The sequence below is a fragment of the Nocardioides sp. NPDC057772 genome, assembly GCF_042798075.1.
Taxonomy (GTDB): Bacteria; Actinomycetota; Actinomycetes; order Propionibacteriales; family Nocardioidaceae; genus Nocardioides.
In genome coordinates, this window is record NZ_JBHVKN010000001.1 from 75,470 (window position 1) to 96,772 (window position 21,303).

Annotated in this window: 18 protein-coding genes; 4 read left to right on the forward strand and 14 right to left on the reverse strand. The window is 68.2% G+C overall.

Annotated elements, in window-relative coordinates:
* The first annotated feature begins 118 nt into the window (after positions 1 to 118).
* A complete protein-coding gene (locus ACFVJS_RS00380; protein ID WP_378876276.1) occupies positions 119 to 895 on the forward strand; it encodes an NPP1 family protein in 777 nt (258 codons plus the stop codon).
* 7 nt (positions 896 to 902) lie between these two features.
* Here ACFVJS_RS00380 and ACFVJS_RS00385 read toward each other — a convergent pair whose 3' ends face one another.
* From ACFVJS_RS00385 to ACFVJS_RS00420, 8 genes are all read right to left on the reverse strand, one after another.
* Positions 903 to 2,042, reverse strand: a complete 1,140-nt coding sequence (locus ACFVJS_RS00385; RefSeq protein ID WP_378876277.1) for a N(5)-(carboxyethyl)ornithine synthase — start codon at positions 2,040 to 2,042, stop codon at positions 903 to 905.
* Entirely contained in the window at positions 2,042 to 2,176 is a 135-nt protein-coding gene (locus ACFVJS_RS00390) for a hypothetical protein (RefSeq protein ID WP_256206805.1), read from the reverse strand. Before ACFVJS_RS00390 ends, ACFVJS_RS00385 begins: the two co-directional genes overlap by 1 nt.
* Positions 2,177 to 2,303: 127 nt before the next feature.
* A complete protein-coding gene (locus tag ACFVJS_RS00395; protein ID WP_378876280.1) occupies positions 2,304 to 3,053 on the reverse strand; it encodes an anti-sigma factor domain-containing protein in 750 nt (249 codons plus the stop codon).
* Positions 3,050 to 3,649, reverse strand: coding sequence for an ECF RNA polymerase sigma factor SigK (gene sigK, locus ACFVJS_RS00400; protein WP_378876283.1), 600 nt, complete (start codon positions 3,647 to 3,649; stop codon positions 3,050 to 3,052). Before sigK ends, ACFVJS_RS00395 begins: the two co-directional genes overlap by 4 nt.
* 37 nt (positions 3,650 to 3,686) lie before the next feature.
* Positions 3,687 to 4,337, reverse strand: coding sequence for a fasciclin domain-containing protein (locus ACFVJS_RS00405; protein ID WP_378876285.1), 651 nt, complete (start codon positions 4,335 to 4,337; stop codon positions 3,687 to 3,689).
* Between the two features lie 80 nt (positions 4,338 to 4,417).
* On the reverse strand, positions 4,418 to 5,956 hold the full coding sequence (locus tag ACFVJS_RS00410) for a molybdopterin-dependent oxidoreductase (protein WP_378876287.1): 1,539 nt from the start codon (positions 5,954 to 5,956) through the stop codon (positions 4,418 to 4,420).
* A gap of 33 nt (positions 5,957 to 5,989) precedes the next feature.
* Positions 5,990 to 7,747 (reverse strand): DUF429 domain-containing protein, encoded by a 1,758-nt coding sequence (locus ACFVJS_RS00415; RefSeq protein ID WP_378876289.1) that lies wholly within the window; start codon positions 7,745 to 7,747, stop codon positions 5,990 to 5,992.
* A gap of 48 nt (positions 7,748 to 7,795) precedes the next feature.
* Positions 7,796 to 8,494 carry a class I SAM-dependent methyltransferase gene (locus ACFVJS_RS00420; protein WP_378876291.1) on the reverse strand — a complete coding sequence of 233 codons (699 nt, stop codon included), beginning with the start codon at positions 8,492 to 8,494 and terminating at the stop codon, positions 7,796 to 7,798.
* Between the two features lie 104 nt (positions 8,495 to 8,598).
* Here ACFVJS_RS00420 and ACFVJS_RS00425 point away from each other — a divergent pair, with 104 nt between their 5' ends.
* Positions 8,599 to 9,468 carry an AraC family transcriptional regulator gene (locus ACFVJS_RS00425; RefSeq protein ID WP_378876294.1) on the forward strand — a complete coding sequence of 290 codons (870 nt, stop codon included), beginning with the start codon at positions 8,599 to 8,601 and terminating at the stop codon, positions 9,466 to 9,468.
* Between the two features lie 447 nt (positions 9,469 to 9,915).
* On the opposite strand, the gene ACFVJS_RS00430 is transcribed toward ACFVJS_RS00425, so the two are convergent.
* From ACFVJS_RS00430 to ACFVJS_RS00440, 3 genes are all read right to left on the reverse strand, one after another.
* Positions 9,916 to 10,386 (reverse strand): agglutinin cell wall attachment protein, encoded by a 471-nt coding sequence (locus ACFVJS_RS00430; RefSeq protein WP_378876296.1) that lies wholly within the window; start codon positions 10,384 to 10,386, stop codon positions 9,916 to 9,918.
* Positions 10,370 to 12,832, reverse strand: coding sequence for a DNA/RNA non-specific endonuclease (locus ACFVJS_RS00435; RefSeq protein WP_378876298.1), 2,463 nt, complete (start codon positions 12,830 to 12,832; stop codon positions 10,370 to 10,372). Before ACFVJS_RS00435 ends, ACFVJS_RS00430 begins: the two co-directional genes overlap by 17 nt.
* A 129-nt stretch (positions 12,833 to 12,961) precedes the next feature.
* Positions 12,962 to 16,066, reverse strand: coding sequence for a DUF3427 domain-containing protein (locus tag ACFVJS_RS00440; RefSeq protein WP_378876300.1), 3,105 nt, complete (start codon positions 16,064 to 16,066; stop codon positions 12,962 to 12,964).
* Positions 16,067 to 16,515: 449 nt separating this feature from the next.
* On the opposite strand from ACFVJS_RS00440, the gene ACFVJS_RS00445 reads away from it, so the two are divergent.
* Positions 16,516 to 17,133, forward strand: a complete 618-nt coding sequence (locus ACFVJS_RS00445; RefSeq protein ID WP_378876302.1) for a nucleoside/nucleotide kinase family protein — start codon at positions 16,516 to 16,518, stop codon at positions 17,131 to 17,133.
* Between the two features lie 4 nt (positions 17,134 to 17,137).
* On the opposite strand, the gene ACFVJS_RS00450 is transcribed toward ACFVJS_RS00445, so the two are convergent.
* On the reverse strand, positions 17,138 to 17,923 hold the full coding sequence (locus ACFVJS_RS00450; protein WP_378876305.1) for a hypothetical protein: 786 nt from the start codon (positions 17,921 to 17,923) through the stop codon (positions 17,138 to 17,140).
* On the reverse strand, positions 17,920 to 18,669 hold the full coding sequence (locus ACFVJS_RS00455) for a helix-turn-helix domain-containing protein (RefSeq protein ID WP_378876307.1): 750 nt from the start codon (positions 18,667 to 18,669) through the stop codon (positions 17,920 to 17,922). Before ACFVJS_RS00455 ends, ACFVJS_RS00450 begins: the two co-directional genes overlap by 4 nt.
* A 74-nt stretch (positions 18,670 to 18,743) precedes the next feature.
* On the opposite strand from ACFVJS_RS00455, the gene ACFVJS_RS00460 reads away from it, so the two are divergent.
* Positions 18,744 to 19,283: a TOPRIM nucleotidyl transferase/hydrolase domain-containing protein gene (locus ACFVJS_RS00460; protein ID WP_378876309.1), complete on the forward strand. Its 540-nt coding sequence runs from the start codon at positions 18,744 to 18,746 to the stop codon at positions 19,281 to 19,283.
* A 7-nt stretch (positions 19,284 to 19,290) separates the two neighbouring features.
* Here ACFVJS_RS00460 and ACFVJS_RS00465 read toward each other — a convergent pair whose 3' ends face one another.
* Complete coding sequence (locus ACFVJS_RS00465; protein WP_378876311.1) at positions 19,291 to 21,114, reverse strand: hypothetical protein; 1,824 nt, start codon at positions 21,112 to 21,114, stop codon at positions 19,291 to 19,293.
* Positions 21,115 to 21,303 lie beyond the last annotated feature (189 nt).

Below are 21,303 nucleotides of genomic sequence, written 5' to 3' on the forward strand. Positions count from 1 at the left end.
AGGGCAGGGAGAAGCCCCGCGGGTTACCGCCACGTTCACCAGCCGGGGGTTGTCACCCCGACGCCACGCTGGTTGCATCGGTGCGCTGCCTTCCGCCCCCACGACGAAGGACCCCCACATGACTCTCGGGACACGCCTCGCGCGCCGGCTCGCCCTCGCTCTTCCGCTCGCCGCAATCCTCTCCGTCGTCCCGGCGCCGGCATGGGCCGCGCCGCCACCCGCGCTGCCGGCCTCGGCGCCGGAGGCCGACCGCACCTGGCAGCCGGCCCTCGACTTCGACACCGACGGCTGCTACAACACCCCGGCGATCGGCCCCGACGGCACGCTCAACGGCGGCCTCGCGATGGGCGGCACGGTCAACGGCCAGTGCCGCGACCTCTCCGACCTGCAGAACACCAACGTCTACTCCCGCTCGAAGTGCAACAACGGCTGGTGCGCGTACCTCTACGGCTACTACTTCGAGAAGGACCAGGTCTCCTGGGGCCCCGGGTCGGCCGGCCACCGGCACGACTGGGAGCACATCATCGTGTGGGTGCAGGACGGTCACGCGCGGTTCATGTCCGTCTCCCAGCACTCCGGCTACCAGATCAAGCCCGAGGCGGAGCTGCAGTTCGAGGGCGGTACGCACCCCAAGGCCGTCTATCACAAGGACGGCGGCAGCACCCACTGCTTCCGCTTCCCCAAGACCGGCGGCGGCGACGAGCCGCCCGAGAACCACGAGGGTGTCTGGCAGGTCAAGGGCCTGGTCGGCTGGGACAACTACCCCGCCGGCATCCGTGACCGCCTCGTCGCAGCCGACTTCGGCGCCGCCACCTTCAAGCTGACCGACGCCCGCTTCGGCAACGCACTGGCGGGCGGGAAGCCGGCCGCGGTCACTCTGGATCCGTACGCCTGACCCACGGTCACACCAGAGCGTGAGGCGCCTCCGTCGCGCGCCCCTGGAAGGCGAGGATGGCGGGGTTGAGCACGCGGCCGTCGCGGATCTCGATCGCTCGGCGCAGCGTCTCGACGGCGTCCCATGCGGTCGGTCCCTCGAGCACCGGGCGCAGGAACGGGATCAACGCGTTGCTGTTCTCCCAGGTCGCCGAGTTCCACAGGTATGACGGACTGTGGTCGACCGCGTAGTAGAGGACGTGGTCGCCGACCAGGAAGGCCGGGTCGTCGAAGGTGGTGGGCCGGGCCCAGGTGAAGCCCATGCCCAGGTCACAGGAGACGTCGACGATGACGCTGCCGGGGCGGAAGGCGGAGAGGTCCTCCTCCTCGAGGAAGACCAGTGGGTTGGCGGTGTCCTGCAGGGTGCAGTTGACGACGATGTCGTTCTCGGCCAGGTACGGCGCCAGCGGCTCGCGCCCCCGCTCGGTGATCACGTGGCTGACGTGCTTGCCGTCCGGCTCGTGGTCGAACTGCCGAATCAGCACCGAGTGGATCGGTGAGCCGACCGCGGCCACCTCTCGGTTGGTGAGCACCGCGACCTCGTGCACACCGTGCGCGTTGAGGGCGGTCACGGCGCCACGTGCGGTGGCTCCGAAACCGATCACCACCGCGCTCAGGCGGCGACCGTAGTCGCCGGTCAACCCGGCCAGCTCGAGCGCTTGGAGGACCGAGCAGTAGCCGGCCATCTCGTTGTTCTTGTGGAACACGTGCAGACCAACCGCACCGTCGCGGGTCCAGTGGTTCATCGCCTCGAAGGCGATCAGGGTCAGGCGCCGGTCGATGGCGACCTGGGTCAGCTCCGGGTCCTGTACGCAGTGTGGCCAGCCCCAGAGCGTCTGCCCCGGGCTCAGCGCCTCGACGTCCTCGAGTTGCGGCTTGGGGAGCAGCACGACGTCGGAGTCGGCCAAGATCTGGTCGCGTGACGCGAACCCGGCGACATACGTCCCGAGAGCCTCGTCGCTGACCCCGAACCGGGCGCCATAGCCGTCCTCGAGCGTGATTCTGGACCGGATGTCAGCATCCAGGTTCGGGATGTGCTTGGGGTGGAGCGGCAGGCGGTGCTCGTTCTCCTTGGCCGACGAGGCGATGACACCGAGCCCTAGGCGCATCACTTCTTCTTCGGCGGATGGATCTTGTCGGCAAGGGTCTCCGTGGACCCCGAGCTGCGCTTCTCGGCGCGCTTCGCCTTGATGGATTTCCCGGACTTCTTGGACATCTTCTGCCGCGGTGACTTGTCGCTCATGGGGATCTCTCTGATGGGAAGCCTGAATGGCTCCGTCCTCCGACAGTACGCCCTTGCTGGTCGGAAGCCGGGCCGGGGCCTCCCTCGCCCCGTGCGCCTGAACCGGCCGGCCTCCCCTTCTCGCAGGTCAGGTGGCCTGCGAGAAGTCGAACAGGGCGATCGGGGCAGAGGTCGGTTCGTCGGAGCCTCCCTCGGGCTCGACGGTGATCCCGGCAGCGCTCGCATCCGCGGCGTCGCCCTCGAGGACGAAGGTCTGGTCGCTGCCGGCCGGCATCAGGCCGGCAGGGACCATGACATCGTCGTGCTGGAGCCACAGCTCGTAGACCTTGCCGGCCGGAGCGGCCGGCATGCCGGAGGTGACCAGCACCGCCCTGTTCTCCGAGACCGAGCGGACCACCCGGGCACGGGCCTTGCCGGGCAGGTCGACGGCGACGGTCGTCGCGTCCTTCGCGCTCAGCACCCGCTCCGCGGTCGTCATGGTCTGGCTGGAGTCGTCGCGGATCAGCTCGACCGCGGCGACCGTCCCGGTGCCGACGACGGCCAGTACCGCGGCCGCGGCGGCGAACGCACGCCAGCCGAGCCGGCGGCGGCCGGAGGAGGTCTCCGAACGCTCGGGAACGTCCTCGTGGATCGCCGGGATCTCGGGCGGAAGCGGCCGGATCTCCTTGATACCGGCGAGCAGCCGGTCGCGCAGCTCGGGCGACGGCGCGGTGTCGGTCAGGCTGCCGAGCATCCAAGCGCTGTCGCGCAGGCTGGCCACCTCGTCGCGGCAGTCCGCGCAGGCGGCGAGGTGCTCCTCGAACCGAGCGCGCTCGATGTCGTCGAGGGCGTCGACGGCGTAGGCGCCGGAGAGGGCGTGAATGTCGTGCGCGTTCATCGGCTCACTCCCATCGCGTCGCGCAAGCGGATCAGTCCGTCCCGGATACGGGTCTTTGCAGTGCCTATCGGCAGCTCAAGCATGGCGGCGACCTCGGTGTGGGTGTAACCCCCGAAGTACGCCAGCTGCAGGGCCTCACGTTGGGGCGCCGTCAGCGTCTCGAGAGCGGCGCGGACGCGGTGGGCCTCCAGCGAGGTCTCCGCGGCTTCGGCCGTGGTGTCATGGGGTGTGGTCTGGGTGGTGCCGTGGTAGGCCGTGTCGTTCCGACCGGCCGACTCGGCCGACCGGACCCGGTCGACCGCACGGCGGTGGGCGAGGGTGAGCAGCCACGACTGGGCGCTGCCCAGGCTCTCGTCGTACCTGCTGGCGTACCGCCACACCTGGAGGAACGTCTCCTGGGTGACCTCTTCGGCCTGCGCGGGGTCGCGCACCACCCGCAGCACGAGTCCGTGCACGCGGGCGGAGGTCGCGTCGTAGAGCGCGGCGAAGGCGGCCTCGTCGCCTCGACCGATGCGGCGGAGCAGGCCGGCGAGCCCTGGGGACCCGGTCCCCTCCGACGACGAGTCGTCGGAGGGGACTGAGCTGAGCGATCTCATGTGTCGATCCTCGCGGATGTCCGGTTCGATGTCCCGATCAGGGCATCAGAACGGTGTCGACGACGTACACGGTGGCGTTGGCGGTCGGGATGTTGCCGCACAGCACCTTGGCGTTCTCCTTGCCGACGGTGAACTCCTCGTCCGAACCCTCGACGGTGATCTTGTCGCCGGCCAGGGTCTCGTGCTCACCGGCGACCTCGTCCGGACCGAGCTGCCCGGCCACCACGTGGTGGGTGAGGACCTTGGTCAGCATGTCCTTGTCGGCCAGCACGGCGTCGAGGTCGGCCTTCGGGATCTTCTTGAACGCGTCGTCGGTCGGGGCGAACACGGTCAGCGCGTCGGCGCTGTTGAGGGTGTCGACGAGCTCGGCCTGGCCGACGGCCGACACGAGCGTCTTGAGGAGCGGGTTCGCGCTCGCCGCGGAGGCGACCGGCGCGGTCGACATGCCGTTGAAGGAGCCGGCGCCGTCGGCGGGGATCAGCTTGCAGCCTTCGCCGAAGGTCTGCGCCCCGGCGTTGGTGGTCTCCTCGGTCTCCTCGGGCATCGACTCGGAGGTCTCGGAGGTCTTCGAGCCGCTGTCGTTCGCGGACTCGCCGTCCTCGGAGCCACATGCCGAGAGGCCCAGACCCAGCAGGAGAGCCAGAGTGGCAGCCGCGCCGCCGGTGCGGGTGATCGTGTTGATCTTCATGGAATGGCCTTTCGAGGGATGGTTCGTGTTGCTGTCATGAGGGCTTCGGCACGGTGGCCGGAACGGATTTCTTCTTTTTCTCAGGCGACGGTGACGACGATTTCCTGGATGCCGCTCGACCCGTCGGGGAACGGGGCTGCCCGGACGTCGCTCTGCACGGTGCCGTCGCGGTCGGTGACGCGTACGGCCAGCTGATGGCTGCCCGGCTGGGCGTCCCAGGGCAGGAACCACTGACGCCAGTAGTCGATCCCGGCGTCAGGGCCCAGCTCGGCCCGTTGCCAGCGGCCGCCGTCGATGCGTACGTCGACCTCGGCGACGCCGTGCTGCTGGGCCCAGGCGACGCCGCCGATCACGGTGCGGCCGGCCGGGATGTTGCTGAGCGGACGGGGTGTGTCGATCCGGCTGGAGAGCTTGATCGGCGCGTCGATGGCCCAGTCGCGGTCGGTCCAGTAGGCCGTCGCTTCGTCGTAGCGGGTCAGGGTGAGCCGGGTGACCCACTTGGTGGCACCGACGTACCCGTAGAGGCCGGGCACCACCAGCCTGGCCGGGAAGCCGTGGATGCGGGGGAGGACCTCGCCGTTCATGCCGAGGGCGACCATCGCGTTGCGGCCGTCCAGGGCTGCCTCGAGCGGAGTGCTGATCGTGAAGCCCTCGACGTCGGTCGAGAGGATCTGGTCGGCGTTCTTGCCGACGCCGGCCTCCTCGAGCAGGTCCCGGAGAGGTACGCCGGTCCAGCGAGCCGCGCCGACGAGCTTGCCGCCGACCTCGTTGGAGACGCAGGTCAGGGTGATGTCGTGCTCGACGTTCTCACGCTCGCGCAGGTCGTCGTAGCTGAAGGTCAGCTCGCGGTCGACGTCGCCGTCGATGGTCAGCGACCAGCTGTCCTGGTCGACGATCGGGACAGCCAGCTTCGTGTCGACCCGGTAGAAGTCGCGGTTGCGGGTCGTGAACCGCGAGATCCCGTCGTACGTCTCCTCCAGCCCTGCCGGGAGCGCAGGCAACGGGTCCCGGACACGTGGCAGCCTGATGTTGGCGAGGGCCGTACGACTCCGCACGACCAGCTCCCCGCCCGTCGCCGCCGCGGCGGAGAGCAGGGCCAGCGCCCCGAAGCCGATCAGGACGCTGCGGCGGGAGGCGGTGCCTTCGCCCGGTACGTCCCGTCGGTGGCTCGGTGCGTGCTCGACGGTCAGTGCGCGGGTCAGCAGCATGAGCACGGCGGGGCCGAGGACGAGCGCCACCAGCGTGGGCACGAGGTCGGCGATGTCGAACAGCGGTCGGCGGACCACCGCGGCTCCGGCGAGCAGGACGAGTCCGGCGGTGAGCGCCATCCCGAGACGTAGGCGTCTTCGAGCGACCACCCCGATCGCCGCGGTGAACGCGATCGTCACCAGCAGCACGCTGCCGATCAGGATCGGCTTGTCAGCGCTGCCGAGCTCGCGCACCGCCCACTCCTTGACCGGGGTGGGCGTCGCGTCGATGACGGCGGTGCTGACCGCGAGCGCGGGGGAGGAGGCCGGCGTGAGCAGCGCCGCCGTCAGGTGCGCGACGGACATTCCGACTGCTCCGGCGAGCACGCCGGCGGCGGCATGGGCGAGGGTGTGTCGATCCAGGCGTCTCATAGCGGGGATTCGCACCCGAACCCGAATCGGATTTCAGTCGGAGTCGCGCATCTTGGCGAGCCTGGCCCGTAGGGCGGGCACCCGGTGTGCGTTGGCCCGCAGCTCGACGTACGCATCGCCGTAGACCCAGAGCAGGGCGTCGTCGAGCCGCCGCACGGCGCCCGGCGGATAGCGGTAGTCCATCCGCGCCATCAGGGTGTCCTCGTCCACCGATCGCAACGCGTCGCCGAGCTCGGTCAGCGAGGTGATGCCCAGCTCGAGGATGACGCCGGAGATCCAGCCGTAGTGGTCGGTGCGCGACCAGCCGGCGTCGGCGTACTGCCCGGCGAGGAACGCCGCCAGCTCTCGTGGGCTGATGCGCGGGTCGTCGTCGACGGGCTCGGTGCTGGCGCCGGTCACGCCCTGCCGCAGCCGGTCCCTGATCGTGGAGAACTCTCGGTCGGCGAGCTCGAGCAGCCCGGCGGCGAGCGTGAACCGGCGGTCGAAGTCGGGCACGTGCTCGCTGGGGATGGTGCCCTTGTAGCGGATGTCGTGCTCGAACTCGGCCCAGGCGTGCTGCAGCACGGTGCGGATCTGGATCTGCGCCTGACGCCCCCGCAACAGCTCGTACGCCGGCTGCCCCTCGCGCGCGGGATCGAGACTGACCAGCAGGTGGCGGCTGGCGTACCCGAACCGGCCCTCGCTCGCCGTCTCCTCACCCATGTCGCGGTCGTCGAGGACCACCACCTGGTCGTCGAGGAGCTCGGCGACGGCCTGGACGTCGCTGTGGACGTAGGTGATCACCCGCAGCCCGATCTGGTCGGTGATCTCGCGGAGCGGGTCGGTGTAGACCGGCCGTCCGTCGACGGTGCGAGCCGCCTTGGCCGCGAACGACGCGACCGACTTCGCGCGGGAGCTCACGGTGAGGTAGTTGATGCCTGCCTCGTCGAGGATCGAGGTCACCAGTTGCACGTACTGGTCGGCCGCCTCCTGCAGCGTCGGCTGGATCGCGGCGTACTCACGGACCGCGGTCCCGGGGTCGTGGATCTTCGCCCCGGCCCGACCGCGTGGTGTGGGGCGGAGGTCGTCGGGCAGCGTCGGCGTGACGATGTAGCCGGTGGCGAAGTCGCCGTAGGTCGTGGTCCGCTCCGGTGCGCGGGTCGCGAACAGGCCGATGTAGGCGCACAGCACCGCGTCGACCTGGTCCTCGACCGCGCGCAGCTCGCTCTTGCGTACGGCACTCTCGGCGGCGGTGCGGAGGGCCAGCCAGGACGGGTCGTCGAGCAGCAGCGGCGGCTCGGCGCTCTGGAGACCCTCGAGCAGGCCGAGCAGCACGAGCAGCTCGGCCCGGAGCTGGTCGATCTCACGGCCTGACTTGTGCTTGTACTTCAGCGTGCGTCCCAGGCGGAAGAGGGCGACCGTCGCGGGGTGTGGGTACACCTCGATGGCTCGGCGCCGCCGGCCCGATCGCGGGTTCATGTCGAGCCCGAGCCGGGCCGCGATCCGGGCTCCTCTCGGCTGCTCGCTGAACTCCGGCTTGCTGGTGTTGGTCGGGTGCGCGCCTGCGTCGAAGCGAGCGAAGTCCTTGTTGAGCGCCGCCTCGGCCGGCCGGTTACCGGTGGGGTTGGTGACGATCAGGGGAGCGTCGATCGCGACCAGGCAGTGGTTGTCGACGTACGGCTCCAGGGCGGCGACGATCTCGTCGTCGGTCCGGGCGGCCGAGACATGGACGAGACGGCCCTCCTCGTCCAGGACGGCCAGGCCCGTCGGCCTGCGCGCGCCCCAGGCGAGGTCGACTCCGATGAAGTACATGGGGCCAGCCTGCCCGCCCGTGCTGCGCGGGTCTAACACCGAGGTGCGTCAGCGGGTCGCCTGCACGATCGTGATCGGGCCGAACCGGTGGTCGATGTGGTCGACCTCGCGGGCGTCGGTGAAGCCGGCGTCGATGAGCAGGCTGACGATGCCGTTGTCGAGGTTGCGCTCGGTGTAGGCGTTCATGCCGCGGTGCCGGTGGCCCTCGTGTCCCTTGTGCCCGTGGTTGTGCCCACCGGGCCCGTGGTCGGGGGCGCCGAAGTCGACGATGGTGACTCGCCCGCCGGGCCGGAGGATCCGATGAGCCTCGCGTCCGAACCCCTCGCGCCCGGCGTCGTCGACGTGGTGCAGCGCGAGCGAGGAGACGATGTGGTCGACGCTGCCGTCCTCGGGCAGCAACCGGTCGGCGTACCCCTGCACCAGCGAGAGACGTACGCCTCGCCGCCCCGCCTTCCGGGCGGCCAGCCGCAGCGCGCTCGCGTCGGGGTCGTGCCCGGTGACGACGGCTCCAGGGACGGCGCGGAGCACCGCGAAGGAGAGGTTGGCCGTGCCGCAGCCGACGTCGAGGACGGTCTGGCCGGGCTGGATGCTGGCGAGCTCGACCGTGCGCTCGTGGAGCGGGCGCACGCGGGCGAACCGGGTGAAGAGGTCGTAGAGGGGGAGGAGCCAGGCGCGGCCCATGCCGGGGAGGAACTCGCGGCCCCGATCGCTCTCGGCGCGGCCGTCGATGATCTGTATCGTGGTCATAGTTCCACGATGAGACATTCTGCGGATCTGCGGTGGGAGGGAAGTCGGTGACGATGGGACGTTCTTCGGATACGGTTCCGGCTCGAGCGCGTGCCGTCCGCACGGTGCGCGCCGACGGCACGCCGGTCTACGCCTGGGACCAGCGTCCTGGCGTACCTTCGGTCAGGGTCGTGCCCCTCGACCCCGACTGCGACAGCAGCCACCTGCCACCCGACAACCGGCACGCTCACGACTTCTGGGTCCTGGCCTACGTCGAGCGTGGCGGAGGCGCCGTCGGCCTCGACGGCCGGCAGGTGACGCTGCGCGACGGCGAGGTCCACGCGGTTGCTCCCGGCGAGGTCGTGGCCGCCGAGTCGATCGCCGAGCTCACCCACGCGCGAGCCTGGTCGGTGGCCTTCACCCCCGACGCCATCCCCGCCCTCGCCTCCATCTCCCCGCTCACCTGGGCCCACCACCCCCTGCTCGCCCTCTTCGCCGCCGACGACCGCCACGCGCTCGTGCCCGAAGCCGAGCGCCCGCGCTGGCAGTCGTGGCTCGCCGAGCTCGCCGACGAACTACAGCACCCCGACCGTCTCGGCGCCCACGAAGCCATCACCGCGATCCTGACGAACCTCCTGGTCGCCTCGGCGCGTCTGGCCCCGAGCGCCCCCATCGCCCCCGACCCGCTGGTCAGTCGCGTCTTCGACGAGATCGAGAGGACGTACGCCACCAAGGTCTCCGCCGGCGACCTCGCCCGCTCGCTGGGCTACACCCCCGGCCACCTCACCACCGTCATTCGCCAACGCACTGGCCGCACCCTCCTCGACTGGCTCACCGAGCGCCGCCTCACCGAAGCCCGCCGCCTCCTCCGCGAGACCGACCTCCCCCTCTCGGTCATCTCCACCCGCACCGGCCTCACCGACCCCGGCTACCTCGTCCGCCGCTTCAAGGCCCGCTACGGCACCACCCCCGACCGCTGGCGCCGAGAGGCGTGAACGGGTTCCGAAGAAGCCCGAGTTCCTAGGCTTCGTCAACCGCATCCACGTCGGCGTCGCCGAGGTTGAAGCGGTTGAACACCTCCTTCGTGCGAGCGCTCACGCGAAGGTCGACTCGACCGTGGAGGAAGATGTCGCTGTTGCTGTTGCCGATGAAAACCAGCTGGAGTAGGTAGGTCGGGCTCGCCCCACTGCGGGCTCAGGGATCCCTGCTCAGAGACAGAGACTCGTGCAGGTGCGAACTCGACTCCCGAGAGGCCAGCAGCTGTGATCGCATCAGCCAGCTTGCTGGTGACGAAGAGTATGGGTGGGTCGTGACGAGGTCCTCGCCCGCCGACGAGTCGATCACGTAATGGAACGGACCAACCAGTTGGGGAGTTCGGTGAGCGTCGTAGTCCATCTGGTCGCCCCACTCGCCGACCACATCTGGCTCAATCTGAAATTGCGTCATTGGGCCCGAGCACGAGCCTCGGCCAGCTTCGCCTTCAGCCAGTGAGGGATCGCGTCGTCACGTCGCGGAAACTTCTCGAGGTCTAGTCCATACAGACCTGGATCGACCTCGCGCCGCCATGCGGGTTCATCGTCGTAGTTGAAGTCGACATCCGCCCGTCGCTGACCGTCCCGGTTGGTCACGGTCCATTCCAGCGACAGCCACGTGCCCGCTCCTGGCCGATACATCACCTGTCGCAGTTCCTTGAACAGCTTGGATGCCTGTCGTGGTCCCAGGGTTCCGGTCGTGGAGCCGTCAGGGCGGGTGACCTGCATGGTCTCCTCGGCGAACATCGACAGCGCGCGACGAGTGAGGACGAGTTTTGTCCAGTCTCCCGTGACACTCTCAGACAGAAGCGCGGAGATTTCCTCGATCAGCTCGCCCTGGCGGACCAGTGCAGGAACCTCGGGCTCAGTCGTCTCGGACATTCTCGAATTCCTCTCGTATGGGGTCTCCGCCGTCGATCCGGTACTCGGCGGTGATGGCCGTCGGCGTTCGGCTATCGCTGTCCTCGGGGTAGTCGATGTACAAATCAATCTCGACGTTACGCCCGGTGTCGACCATGGCGCGCAGTTCGGTCTCAAGTCGGTAGAAGCTGTTGGGGATGGAGCCGTAATCTTGTGAACCGGATCGGTTCAGTTCCTGGAGCATGGCGACGATGTTGATCCGCTCCGCTCCTCCTGCGTGCGCGTTCTGATGTAGGTGACCGCCGTCGTAGCCATCACCCGCGGCCCTCCCGACCGACGACTGGATCGACGGTGACCGCGGGGCATCGCCGCGCCTGGCTTGTACATCGCTCGCTCTCACTGTTCTTGTGCCGGCGTCGGTGTCGTAGCGGAATCGGTCGCTGACTACGTATGTCACGTTGGCCGCTGGGTAGTTCAGGTCCCAGTTCAGATTCCCTTTGGTCCCGAACTCTGTCTCGACGTGGGTCACCATTCCCTCGTCGTCGGTGTAGTAGGTGCCGCGACCAGCCACCTGATATGCCGTGTTTGGCTCCAGTTCGAGACCGTCCGGTGGGAATCGGGTCCGAGGTCCCAAAGGCATGATCGCGGCCGTTCGCCTCACGGGCGGCGCAGGGTAGAGCTCGCTGGCCCTCACCTGCGGGTGAGGGCCAATCGGCCAGTCGTATTGCGAAGGTTTCTGGCTCACGGTCGGGGTGCCCGTTGAGCGCGCTACCTGCTCGTCCGCGGCCGACGACGTCGGCTCCGGTGCCTTCGGGGCGGGAACGTACGGCACAAAGTTCGCCGCATCAGGATCGGTCCAGGTCGCTCCAGGCGGTGGTAGGTACGGGAGAGCGAAGTTGGCCGACTGCCCACCTGAATATGTGGGTGCCGCCTCAGTGACGTTGGCTGGCTGCCGTCCGGCGCCATGCGCGGCACCCACTCGAGCCGCCAACGCCGCTTTCAGGGGTGCGAAGGCGCGATTCAAGACAGGCCCCACGGTGTACGCCTGCGGCCGAACCAGCTTCCACGCGACGTACGTCAGCACAGCGATGAGGCCGAGCTTGAGGACGAACCAGAGGGCGTCGGTCGTAAGGATGGCGGCAAAGAAGCGCAGCAGCAGAAGTCCCACGAGGAAGCAGATCGGGCCCATCACCAGCGGCCCGGCGACACGCTTGAGCATCGCGACCGCCGCATCGCGGGTGCGATCGATCATGAACAGCACGCCCAGCGCAGGGGAGAAGGGAACGAGAAGCCGCACCAGGGCGTACGCAAGCAGCGTGGCGAGAGCGGCTAGAAGCAAGAAACCGCAGGTCACCAAGATCATGGCTAGGTTCACCAGCGATGTCGTGGCTCGCTGTGACCAGTGGCCGCCCTTGAAGTGGTCGTACGCCAGCGCATCGTTCTCCTTGATCTGCTCGGCGTACGTCTTGAAGTCATCGGCCTTCTGCTCGACGATCTTCGCGCCGGCACCCTCAGGATCGTCGCGGTAGGTCTCGTACTCCTTCCAGGAAAAGTGCGTAGCCGCGAAGACCTTCGGCCCGTACTCCTTGGCGGTCGCCGAGTCGGGATTGCCGAAGACTCCAGTGACCCAGGTGCGGTACTGCGTGGTGCGGACGATGTGATCGAACTGAACGTCTACCGCGACGACCGCCGACTCGTCGCCGAGGTCTTTGGCGTCTTGCGGGACAGCCTTGTTGTCGTTGAACGACGTGGCGATCAGCTCGGTTGCTCCGCGCACGCCGTCATCGACGAGGTGGACCGCTTCCAACGGATAGTTCATCAACCAGGACGAGAGCCCGAGCACGAGAAGAGCCCACGCCGCTGCGGTGGCTGAGGCTGCGAAACGACCGGCTCGCGACCGCAGGATGATGATGACGACGACGAGAAGCAGGACGATCGGCAGCCATGGCGACCACACTCCCTGCGTTGTCGCAGTCGTGGCCTCTACGACGGGTTCTTCGAGCGCGATGAGCCATGAGCTGGGGGAGAGCACCGAGTGGAGCAGGGCGTGGGACCAGTTCGGAAGCAGGCCGGCGACCTCGAGCAGGATGTTGCTGAGCGCAGTCCCGGCGTCGGCCACGAACTGCCCAGTGCAGCCGTTGTCATAGGTGAACCACTGCGGCGAAGTCCCGTAAACCGATTCGATCGATGCCGGATGCTTGGCGGCGAACGGATCTGCCGACCGCCCCGCGCGGTCGACATCGAGCTTGACGACGAATGATCCGAACCCATGAGGTGAAGCCGGAATCGGCGCATCGAGGTTGTTGCAGGCGTCTTCTCCCGGGATCGGCAACGGGTCGAACGGCACGTCGATCGCCGTGGCCGGGAGCGCGGTGAGCAACGCGAGCAGGAGAGTCGCCAAGGCCAGCAGACGGCCGAACCACCGCCTGCCTGCCGGATCCCTCAATGGCGCCCGAGCAGCCTTCACGTGAAGTGTTCTACCCGTGTCCACCGACATCTAAACCGAATCAAGCAAAGAAATCTCCCACGCTGGCAGAGCGCACAGCCTGGGCCCAGCCGGTTCGATGGCCCGTGCTGCATCGCTAGGCCTCAAGGCCTAGCTTGCGGCCACTGTGGCCGCGGTGAAGAAGTCGGTTGGCATGGCGTGATCCAGGCGCCAGGTGATCGCGATGGGGCGATCACCCGTGTGGGAGACATAGGTGGCCGGGCCAAGGAAGAGATAGGGCGACGTGCCGAAAACCCCGTCGGCCTGCTCACGCGCGAAGAGCAGCACGTTGCTTGCGCCCGTCAGATAGCGCTGGCCAGTCTTGCTCGTCACCGAGGTAGTGGACTGCGTCTCCCAGTGGAACAGCGTCGGACTGATCGGGTAGTCCCGATACATCGTGGTGGGGGAGAAGTCGGCTTCCGACTTCTTGAGGTTGATGAAGAACGCATCCACGTTGAGCTCTGGGATGTGCTTGACGCCTTCGCGCATGGAGTTCGGCTTCCGGTCGAGGCTTGCATATCCCAGTGCCGCCAGGATCTCTTCGCGCTGATAGCGCGCGTGGACCATGAGTGGCACCTCGGAAAGGGAACCGGAAAGGTTGGACAGGCTGTGACGGGCGGAATCGAAGGCGAGGTCGACCACAGCCTTGATCTCGGACCGTGTCGCCTGCTCTGACCGGAGGGCAGCGAATCCGGCATTGATCGAATCGAATCCGCCGCCATCGGGCCAGAGCGAAAAGAAGAGCATGTCGGCCAAGCGCCGCTCGCCGGAGGAAAGCGATGAATACGACGGCGCGTCGTCTGCGAGCATCCGAGAGAAGGTAGTCGCGCGAAGCGGGTCATCTACGTGGGAAAACGCGCGTACGCGACGCAGCAGTCTCGACTCGGCGGAGGTGCCCTCCGGGACTGGCAGGCCAGCCAAGCGGCGCAGCTCTGTCCACGAGTGCTGGCCCTTTCGAAGAACGTCGGGCAATTCCATCCCCGACTCGTTGAGGTACTCAGAAAGGGAAAGGTCGCCGTATGAGCGCAGTTCCTGAACCATCGAGGGCCAGCGGTTCGAGATCTGCGACTTGAGATTGTCGACGATCAACGTCTGTGCCTCGCGGTCCATGACGATCTGGCAACCGGCGGGCAGGAACGGGAAGCCGCGTTCGACCTCGCGGCGGAGAGCAGCTCTGGTCAGCCCGGTCATTGCTCGAAGCTTTCGATCCCAGGAGAACTGCTTGTTCTGATGGCCGACGAAGTCGAGAACGGTGAGAACGGCTTTGTCGCGGGTGCGCCGCAGGCCACGACCAAGCTGCTGCAGAAAGACTGTGGCTGAGTCGGTGGGCCGGAGGAACAGGAGGGTGTCTACGTCAGGGATGTCGAGGCCCTCGTTGAAGACGTCGACGGAGAACAACACGTTGAGTCGTCGCTCGCGCAGCGCGGCGATCGAGTCGCGGCGTACGGCGGAGGCAGTGGTGCCGGTGACCACTCCGGCAGGGATCCCAGCCTTGTTGAAGACGTCCGCCATGTAGTTGGCATGCGCCACGTCGACACAGAAGCCGAGGGCACGCATCTGCGACACGTCGGGCATCTTGTCGCGGAGCTCGTTGAGGACGATCCGGGCGCGAGCGTCGTTACCGGTATATAGCGAGGAGAGTGCTGTGTCGTCGTACTTTCCGCGCACCCACTTCACAGCCCGGAGGTCGGTGTTGTCGGATACAGCGAAGTAGTGGAAGGGACAGAGGAGGTCTGCGCCCAGTGCGTCCCACAGCCGGAGCTGGGTGGCGATGCGATTGTCGAAGAACGACGCGACGTTGACCCCGTCCGCGCGTTCGGGCGTCGCGGTTAGACCGACCAGCTCCGTGGGCCTTAGATGTTCAATGAGCTCGCGATACGACCTTGCCTCAGCATGATGGAACTCGTCGATGACGACGACGTCGTAGGTGCTCGGTGGGATCTGAGAGACTCCGTACGACTTCAGTGACTGCACGCTGGCGAAGATATGCTCCCAACGCTCCGGGCGAGCTCCGTCGACGTAGAGCTCGCCGAAGGTCGCGTCGGAGAGGACCTCGCGGTAGGTCCGCAGAGACTGCTGCAAGATCTCCTTACGATGCGCCACGAACAGGAGCTTGGGACGCTTTCCCTCAGGGTCGTTCTCTGTGAGTCGTCGGTAGTCGAGAGCAGCGACGACGGTCTTTCCGGTCCCCGTCGCAGCGACCACGAGGTTGCGATGCCGGTCGTGCAGCGTACGCTCTGCGTCGAGGTCGTCGAGCATCTTCTGCTGGTACGGATATGGCCTGACCTCAAGGCCTGAGAGCGAGATCGTGACTCGATCTCCACGGCTCCGCCCGGATGCCTCGGCCAACGCATCGTCCAGCCGATCACGGTCTCGGTCGGGGTCATACAGTTCGAAGTCGCCGTGGTTCCAGTAGGTATCGAACGTGGCGGTGAACTTGTCGAACAGGGAAGGCGTTCCCTTGCGAGACAGGCGTACGTTCCACTCCACGCCCTCGACCATGGCCGTCCGGGTGAGGTTGGAAGAGCCGACGTACGCGGTGTCGAACTCGGTATTGCGGCGGAACATCCATGCCTTGGCGTGTAGACGGGTGCGCTGGGCGTCGTACTGAACCTTCACCTGGGCACCGAAGTCTCGAACGAGTCGGTCGAGCGCGTCGCGCTCAGTTGATCCGGTGTAGGTGGTGGTGATGACTCGGAGCCGTCCGCCCCGGTCGCGGAGGCGTCTCAGTTCGGGCTCGACGAGGCGGAGTCCGTACCAGCGTACGAAGGCGCAGAGCAGATCCACTTCGTCGGCGGTGTCGATCTCGGCGCGCAGTTCGGCGGCGAGACTGGGCTCCTCCTTGGAGTTTGTGAGCAGGGCCGCCTCAGTGAGCGGGGTTTTCGGGCGGGTGTTGAGGTAGGTGACCGTGCCTGGGGCCTGTGGGCTGCTGATCCGGCGGAGCTCGGTCGGGGGAGCGACGATGTGGTCCACATCGCCGGTCTCGAGTTGGGCGATGAGTTCATTGGCGGCCTTCACCCGAAGCTCGGGATCCTTCACGGCCTCGAGGCTGCGTACGGCTGCTTGATAAACGTGGCGCGCAAGTACGTGTGGCTGGTCGGCCTGGTCCACCTGGCCGGTCTCGACGTCGCGATCGGCTACCCGTCTGAGCTGGTCATGAAGGTCGTTGGTGACGAGCAGTTCGTAGAGGCCGTCATGCGATCCGAGGTCTGACACCTGTCCAGCTTCTCTAACGGTGTCACTGGATGGTCGGAACTTCGCAAATCTCGTCCTCAAATGTGGGGAGCAGCTCGCTCGGAGTACTCCTTCGAATGCGTTGAGGCGCCCTAGTGAGCGGTCCGGTGGCCGTGCGCGATCCACACGCCGACGAGAATGCCCAGCAGGTAGCCGATACCTGCGCCGATGAGGAGCGCCGTGCTCATCGGGAGAGTGGCCTTCGGGACTTCATGGTTCCATTGGCGCTCGTGATCGAGTCGTGGTCGATCTGCGTCGGAAGGTATCCACCGAATCGGGGATGCGGGGATCGCCCCCTGTTGCCGTTTGGCCTGGGCTTGACGTGATCATGTGGGGCTGGGATCCGTCGGCGCGAGCGGGGTTCGCGGAGTGTCATCGTCTAGTAGAAGACCTGATTGCCGATCGGTTCGAGTGCGTAGTGGAGGTTTGCCTTGGCCCTCAGTGAGAGCGGACTCCTTCGGCTGGCGGAGCAGCTAAAGGAGAAGGTCGGCAGCAGGTTCGTGCTCGGGATCGTCGGGCCGCCGGGGGCGGGGAAGTCGACGTTGGCGGAGCGGCTGCGGGATGTACTCAACGCGGACGGACACATCGCGGTGGTGGCGCCGATGGACGGGTTCCACCGGAGCAACGCGGAGCTGGACGCGATGGGGGCACGGGCGCGGAAGGGGGAGCCGGACACCTTCGACGCCGAGCGGTATGTGGCTGCCTTGCGACAGGTTCGCGCGGGGCAGCAGAGAGTCGAGTGGCCGACGTTCAGCCGGGTGACCGACGAGCCGATCCCGGGTGGGGTGGTCATCGAGGATGAGCCGATCGTGATCACCGAGGGCAACTACCTGCTGCTGGACGAGGGGCCGTGGAGGGACGTACGCGGCCTGCTGGACGAGGCCTGGTTCGTCGATGTCCCGGACGATGTCCTGGTGCCGAGGCTGCTCGAGCGGTTCCTCGCGGGCGGGAGGTCGCGGGAGCAGGCGGAGGCCAAGATCGCCGCGAGCGATCTGCGGAATGCTGCGCTGGTGCGGGCGACGCGGGATCGGGCGGACCTCGTGCTGTGAGCCGTCAGCTCTCGGAGGAGGCTGCGCAGTCGACCAGGAACGACATCAGCTCGGTGGCGTCGTCGGTCGCGAGCACAGTGTCGAGGGCGTGGTCGAGCTCGAGGCGCCGAACACCGGGGACGGTGATGGCGTCGAAGCCGTTCGAGATCAGGATGCCGGTCATCATCAGCTGGGCGGTGCGCTTGTTGCCGGCGGTGTAGAACCGGGTCCGGGCGGCGGAGCAGAAGTAGATGAGCGCCTGGAGTCGGGGGTCGTCGGTCTCGGCGACGCGCTCCCGCAGCCCCGCGAAGCGTGTCCGGAGCAGCTCGCTGCCACCGCGGCGCAGGGTGCCCTCGCCACGGAACCTCCCGGCGTCAGGCGCCTCGTGGCGGGCGAGGATCCGGTTGAGGCGGTCGGACGTCGATTTGTCGATATGGAACCTGCCGTAGCCGACCAGGTCGCGGAGCGTGCCGTACGCCTCGCCCAGCGCCAGCACCTGCCGCTCCTCCTCCGCCGCGTGGTCACCGACGGTGATGCCGGCAAGCAGCGTGCGCACCTCGGGAAGGGCGAAGCTGTTGCCCTCGAGCCGCGCGGCGTTCCAGACCAGCTCGGGGAGGTGCGCGCGGAACCGACGCCAGGCGCTCTCGGTGTCGCCGGGGAGCATCCGGGAGGTGTCGACCTCGGTCCACCAGACGCCGGTGTCGCGCACCTGGGCCTCGCGGTCCGCGACCACCCGGTAGGTGTCGTCCGTGGCCGGCTTGCGGGCAGCGTACGTCTCGGGGTCCGGTGCCCAGCGGGGCTGCTTCGTCACCACGTCCGGATCTCCTCGCGGGCTCGGTCCGCGGCGTCACCGCCGACGGAGATGGCGTCGATGGCGATCTGGATCGGGGCGGCGTAGACGACCCGGTCACGCTCGAACGTACCGAGGAACAGATCGGGTTCGGCGGAGACGACGACCACCGTGGCGCCGTCGGGGGCGGACGCCGGTCGAAGGGTTCCGCTGGCGAGAAAGGGCTGAAGAGCGCTCGGGTCCTCGCACCACATCACCGAGATCCGGGGTACGGCCTCGTCGAAGGCCGGGAGGTCCAGGCCGGCCGCGCCGGAGAGCGCCCACCGCTGACCCGAGGCTTCGCCGGCGGAGGCGAGTCGGCCGATGGTGGCGTCGCCGCTCAGCAGGACGGCATCGGGACGATGCGCAACACCCGAGGCCCGGGCGGCCTCCTCGACGATCCCGACCGGGTCGCCGTCGGCCCAGGCGTCGATCCGGCCGGCCCAGAGCTCGATGTCGGGAGCGACGTCGGCCGGATACAGCGGATCGAGGATCGCGCGTGCCGCCGCTGCGGCCGCCGGCGTCGCCAGCGGAGAGGCGCTCATCGTCAGCCCGGCGCCGCAGGCCGTGGTGATGGTGTCGAGCGTGTCGACGGACGGGCTGACCACGCCGTTGACGATTCGGTGAACCGTCGAGGCCGACACGCCCGCTCGCGCGGCCACCTGCCGAGCGCTGAGTCCGGAGCGCTCGATGCACTCCGCGACGAGCCGCCCGACGTCCTGTTCCATATATGCAACGCTAGTCCAAGGCGTTGCATATATGGAACAGGCGTGCCGACGTACGTTCTTCTAGGGTTTCCGCCATGACACGACCGATCACGCTGCTCGTCGAGGGAGACTCGGACAAGGCCTTGGTGGAGACACTGGCCCCGTGCTACGGGGTGGAGCTGGTCGAGCTCGGAATCGAGGTCGTCTCGATGAACGGCGCCGGGAACGCCGGGCGGTTCATCAAGGAGATGACCGCGGCGGGACACCGGGTCGGCGGACTCTACGACGAGGCCGAGGAGCGCTTCGTCGCGAACGCGCTCGGTCGCCAGATCGGCGAGGACCTCTCCGGGCAGGGCTTCTTCGCCTGCCGACGCGACCTCGAGGACGAGATGATCCGGGCGATCGGCGCGGCGAGGATCGTCGAGATCCTGGAGGCCAACGGTGAGGGCGGCAAGTTCCGTACGCTGCAGAACCAGCCCGAGCACCGCAGCGAGGAGGTCGCCGACCAGCTCCACCGCTTCTTCGGCACCGCCTCGGGACGCAAGATCCGCTACGGCACGATCCTCGGTGAGGCCGTCGAGCTCGAGAACATCCCGGACCCGCTGGTCGGGCTGCTGACCTGGTGCTGGGGCTGAAGCGTTCCTAGGGCTCCATGTCGTCGTGGACGACGACGCGGGAGAGCTCGATGGTGCCGTCGGGGCACTTCCAGAAGTGCAGCCGGCGGGCGCTGGGGGTGTGGATCTGCATCGAGACCCGGTAGCAGACCGCGCCGTCGGAACGGGACTGCGGCGCGGCATTGCCCCCGGCAGATGTACGCAGCTGGTGCAGCTCACGCCCGGTCGACTGCTCCGCGAGGCCGGTGAGCACCTCCATGACGACGTCGGCGATCTTGTCGACGGCGATGCCCTCGAGCGCGTCGACGCTGTCGAGGAACCGCTCGCCGATCGCGTAGTCGGGCAGCGGGCGGGTGGGCTGCTCGCCGACCGGGATCCGCCGGGCCCAGGCGGCCTCGACGAGATGACGGAAGCCGCGCTCGCGGTCGGCGAAGACGGGGAGGGCGACCTCGGGCGGAGCGGTCTTCTGCTTGGCGCGGCGCAGCTGGGAGCGCATCCGCGCCAGCTCGGCGTCGCGGATCTCCAGCTGACGGGCCGCGCGGGCGAGGTCCTTGGCGAACTGCACACGCTCGTTGCGCAGCCCGGAGACCTGGTCGCGGAGCTCGGCCAGCTCGGCCTCGAGATGGGCCTTCTCGGCCTTGATCGCGGTGACCTGCAACGACATCGACTGCACCGCGGCCTTCTTCGCCGGGGCGGACTCCTTCGCGGGCATCGGCTCCGGCGAGGGCGCAGGGGCGGGCCGGACCGCGCGGACCGGCTCGCCCTTGCGGCGCGGCATCATCGCGGGCGTCGGGATCGCCGGTTTGGGCGGCGCCACCTGCTCGGCAACGGCCTCCCGACCCTCCGGTGCTCGGGGAGCGTCCGGAGCCGGGTGCTCAGGGACCGTCTCGACATGCTCGACCACCGCCGGCGGCGGCGCATCCGGGTCGAGCCAGGGCGGGCCACCGGCGTACAGGGAAAGGGCCTCGCGGACCGTGTCGTGCTCGCGGACCTCGCGCAACGACAGCCGCCACTTCGGGCCGGTGGCGACGACGCGCGCGAGCACCACCTCGCCGGGCGTGAGGAGGGCCTGCAGGTCGTCGTCGGGGTCGCCGGTCACGTCGGAGCGGAAGACCTCGACGGTGACGTCGGGATGCAGGCGCAGGTCCGCGGAGCCGGCGAGGACGGAGCGGACCTCGGCGGGGACGACGTCGCCGACGGCGTACGTCTTCAGTGCCTCCTCGGCGGTGGGGCGGCTCTCTCGGATGTCGAGCCAGCGCGACTTCTTCTCCAGGACCCCGTCGACGTGCATCCCGGGGGCGAGAACGCGCTCGATCGGCACCCCGGCCTGGGCGAGCTGGGGCGGGATCGATGCCATGTCGCCACCGTCGAGGTCGACCAGCGCGCGCTCGCTCATGATCGAGCGCACCGTGCCGGCGCGGCGCTCGCGGGTGGAGGCGGTGCTGGCGCTGTCGAAGAGGCCGGCGGCCGCGGCCATGTCGAGGGCGTCGTCGATGAGCTGCCCGGTGAGCTTCTTGCCCTCGGACTTGTTCCAGGCGAACCGCAGCGGCGCCTGCTTCAGGTCGATGTTCCACCCCAGACCGACCGGGTAGACCCGCCCGGCGCCGCCGTAGACCTGGGTGCCCGGCGTCATCTTGTTGGAGAAGGCCCAGGTGTGGCCGCCGGTCGTGACCAGGTAGAGATCGGCCAGGTCACCGATCTCGGCGGCGATCCGCTCCACGTCGGCGTACGGCTCGGTGTGTCCGGACGCGACGGTCACCACCACGGTCGGCTTGGTGCGGGTGTCGCCGTTGAGCAACGCCGCCAGCGCCTCGGCCTCGGACGTGTTCGTCACGCGCTTGATCGCAGACATGCCCCTCCTTTCACAAAAACGTACAGCGAACGGAAAGGGGACGTACGTCAACGACCCGGCTCTTTCGTGAGGGAACTCGGACTCCTGTCGAGATGTCCGGGGTGACCGCCGTCCGATGGTTGCGGGGAAGTGTCGGTGCTGCGGTGTACGATCGCCGCGCCTGCGAGAACGACCCCTCTAACCAGCCCC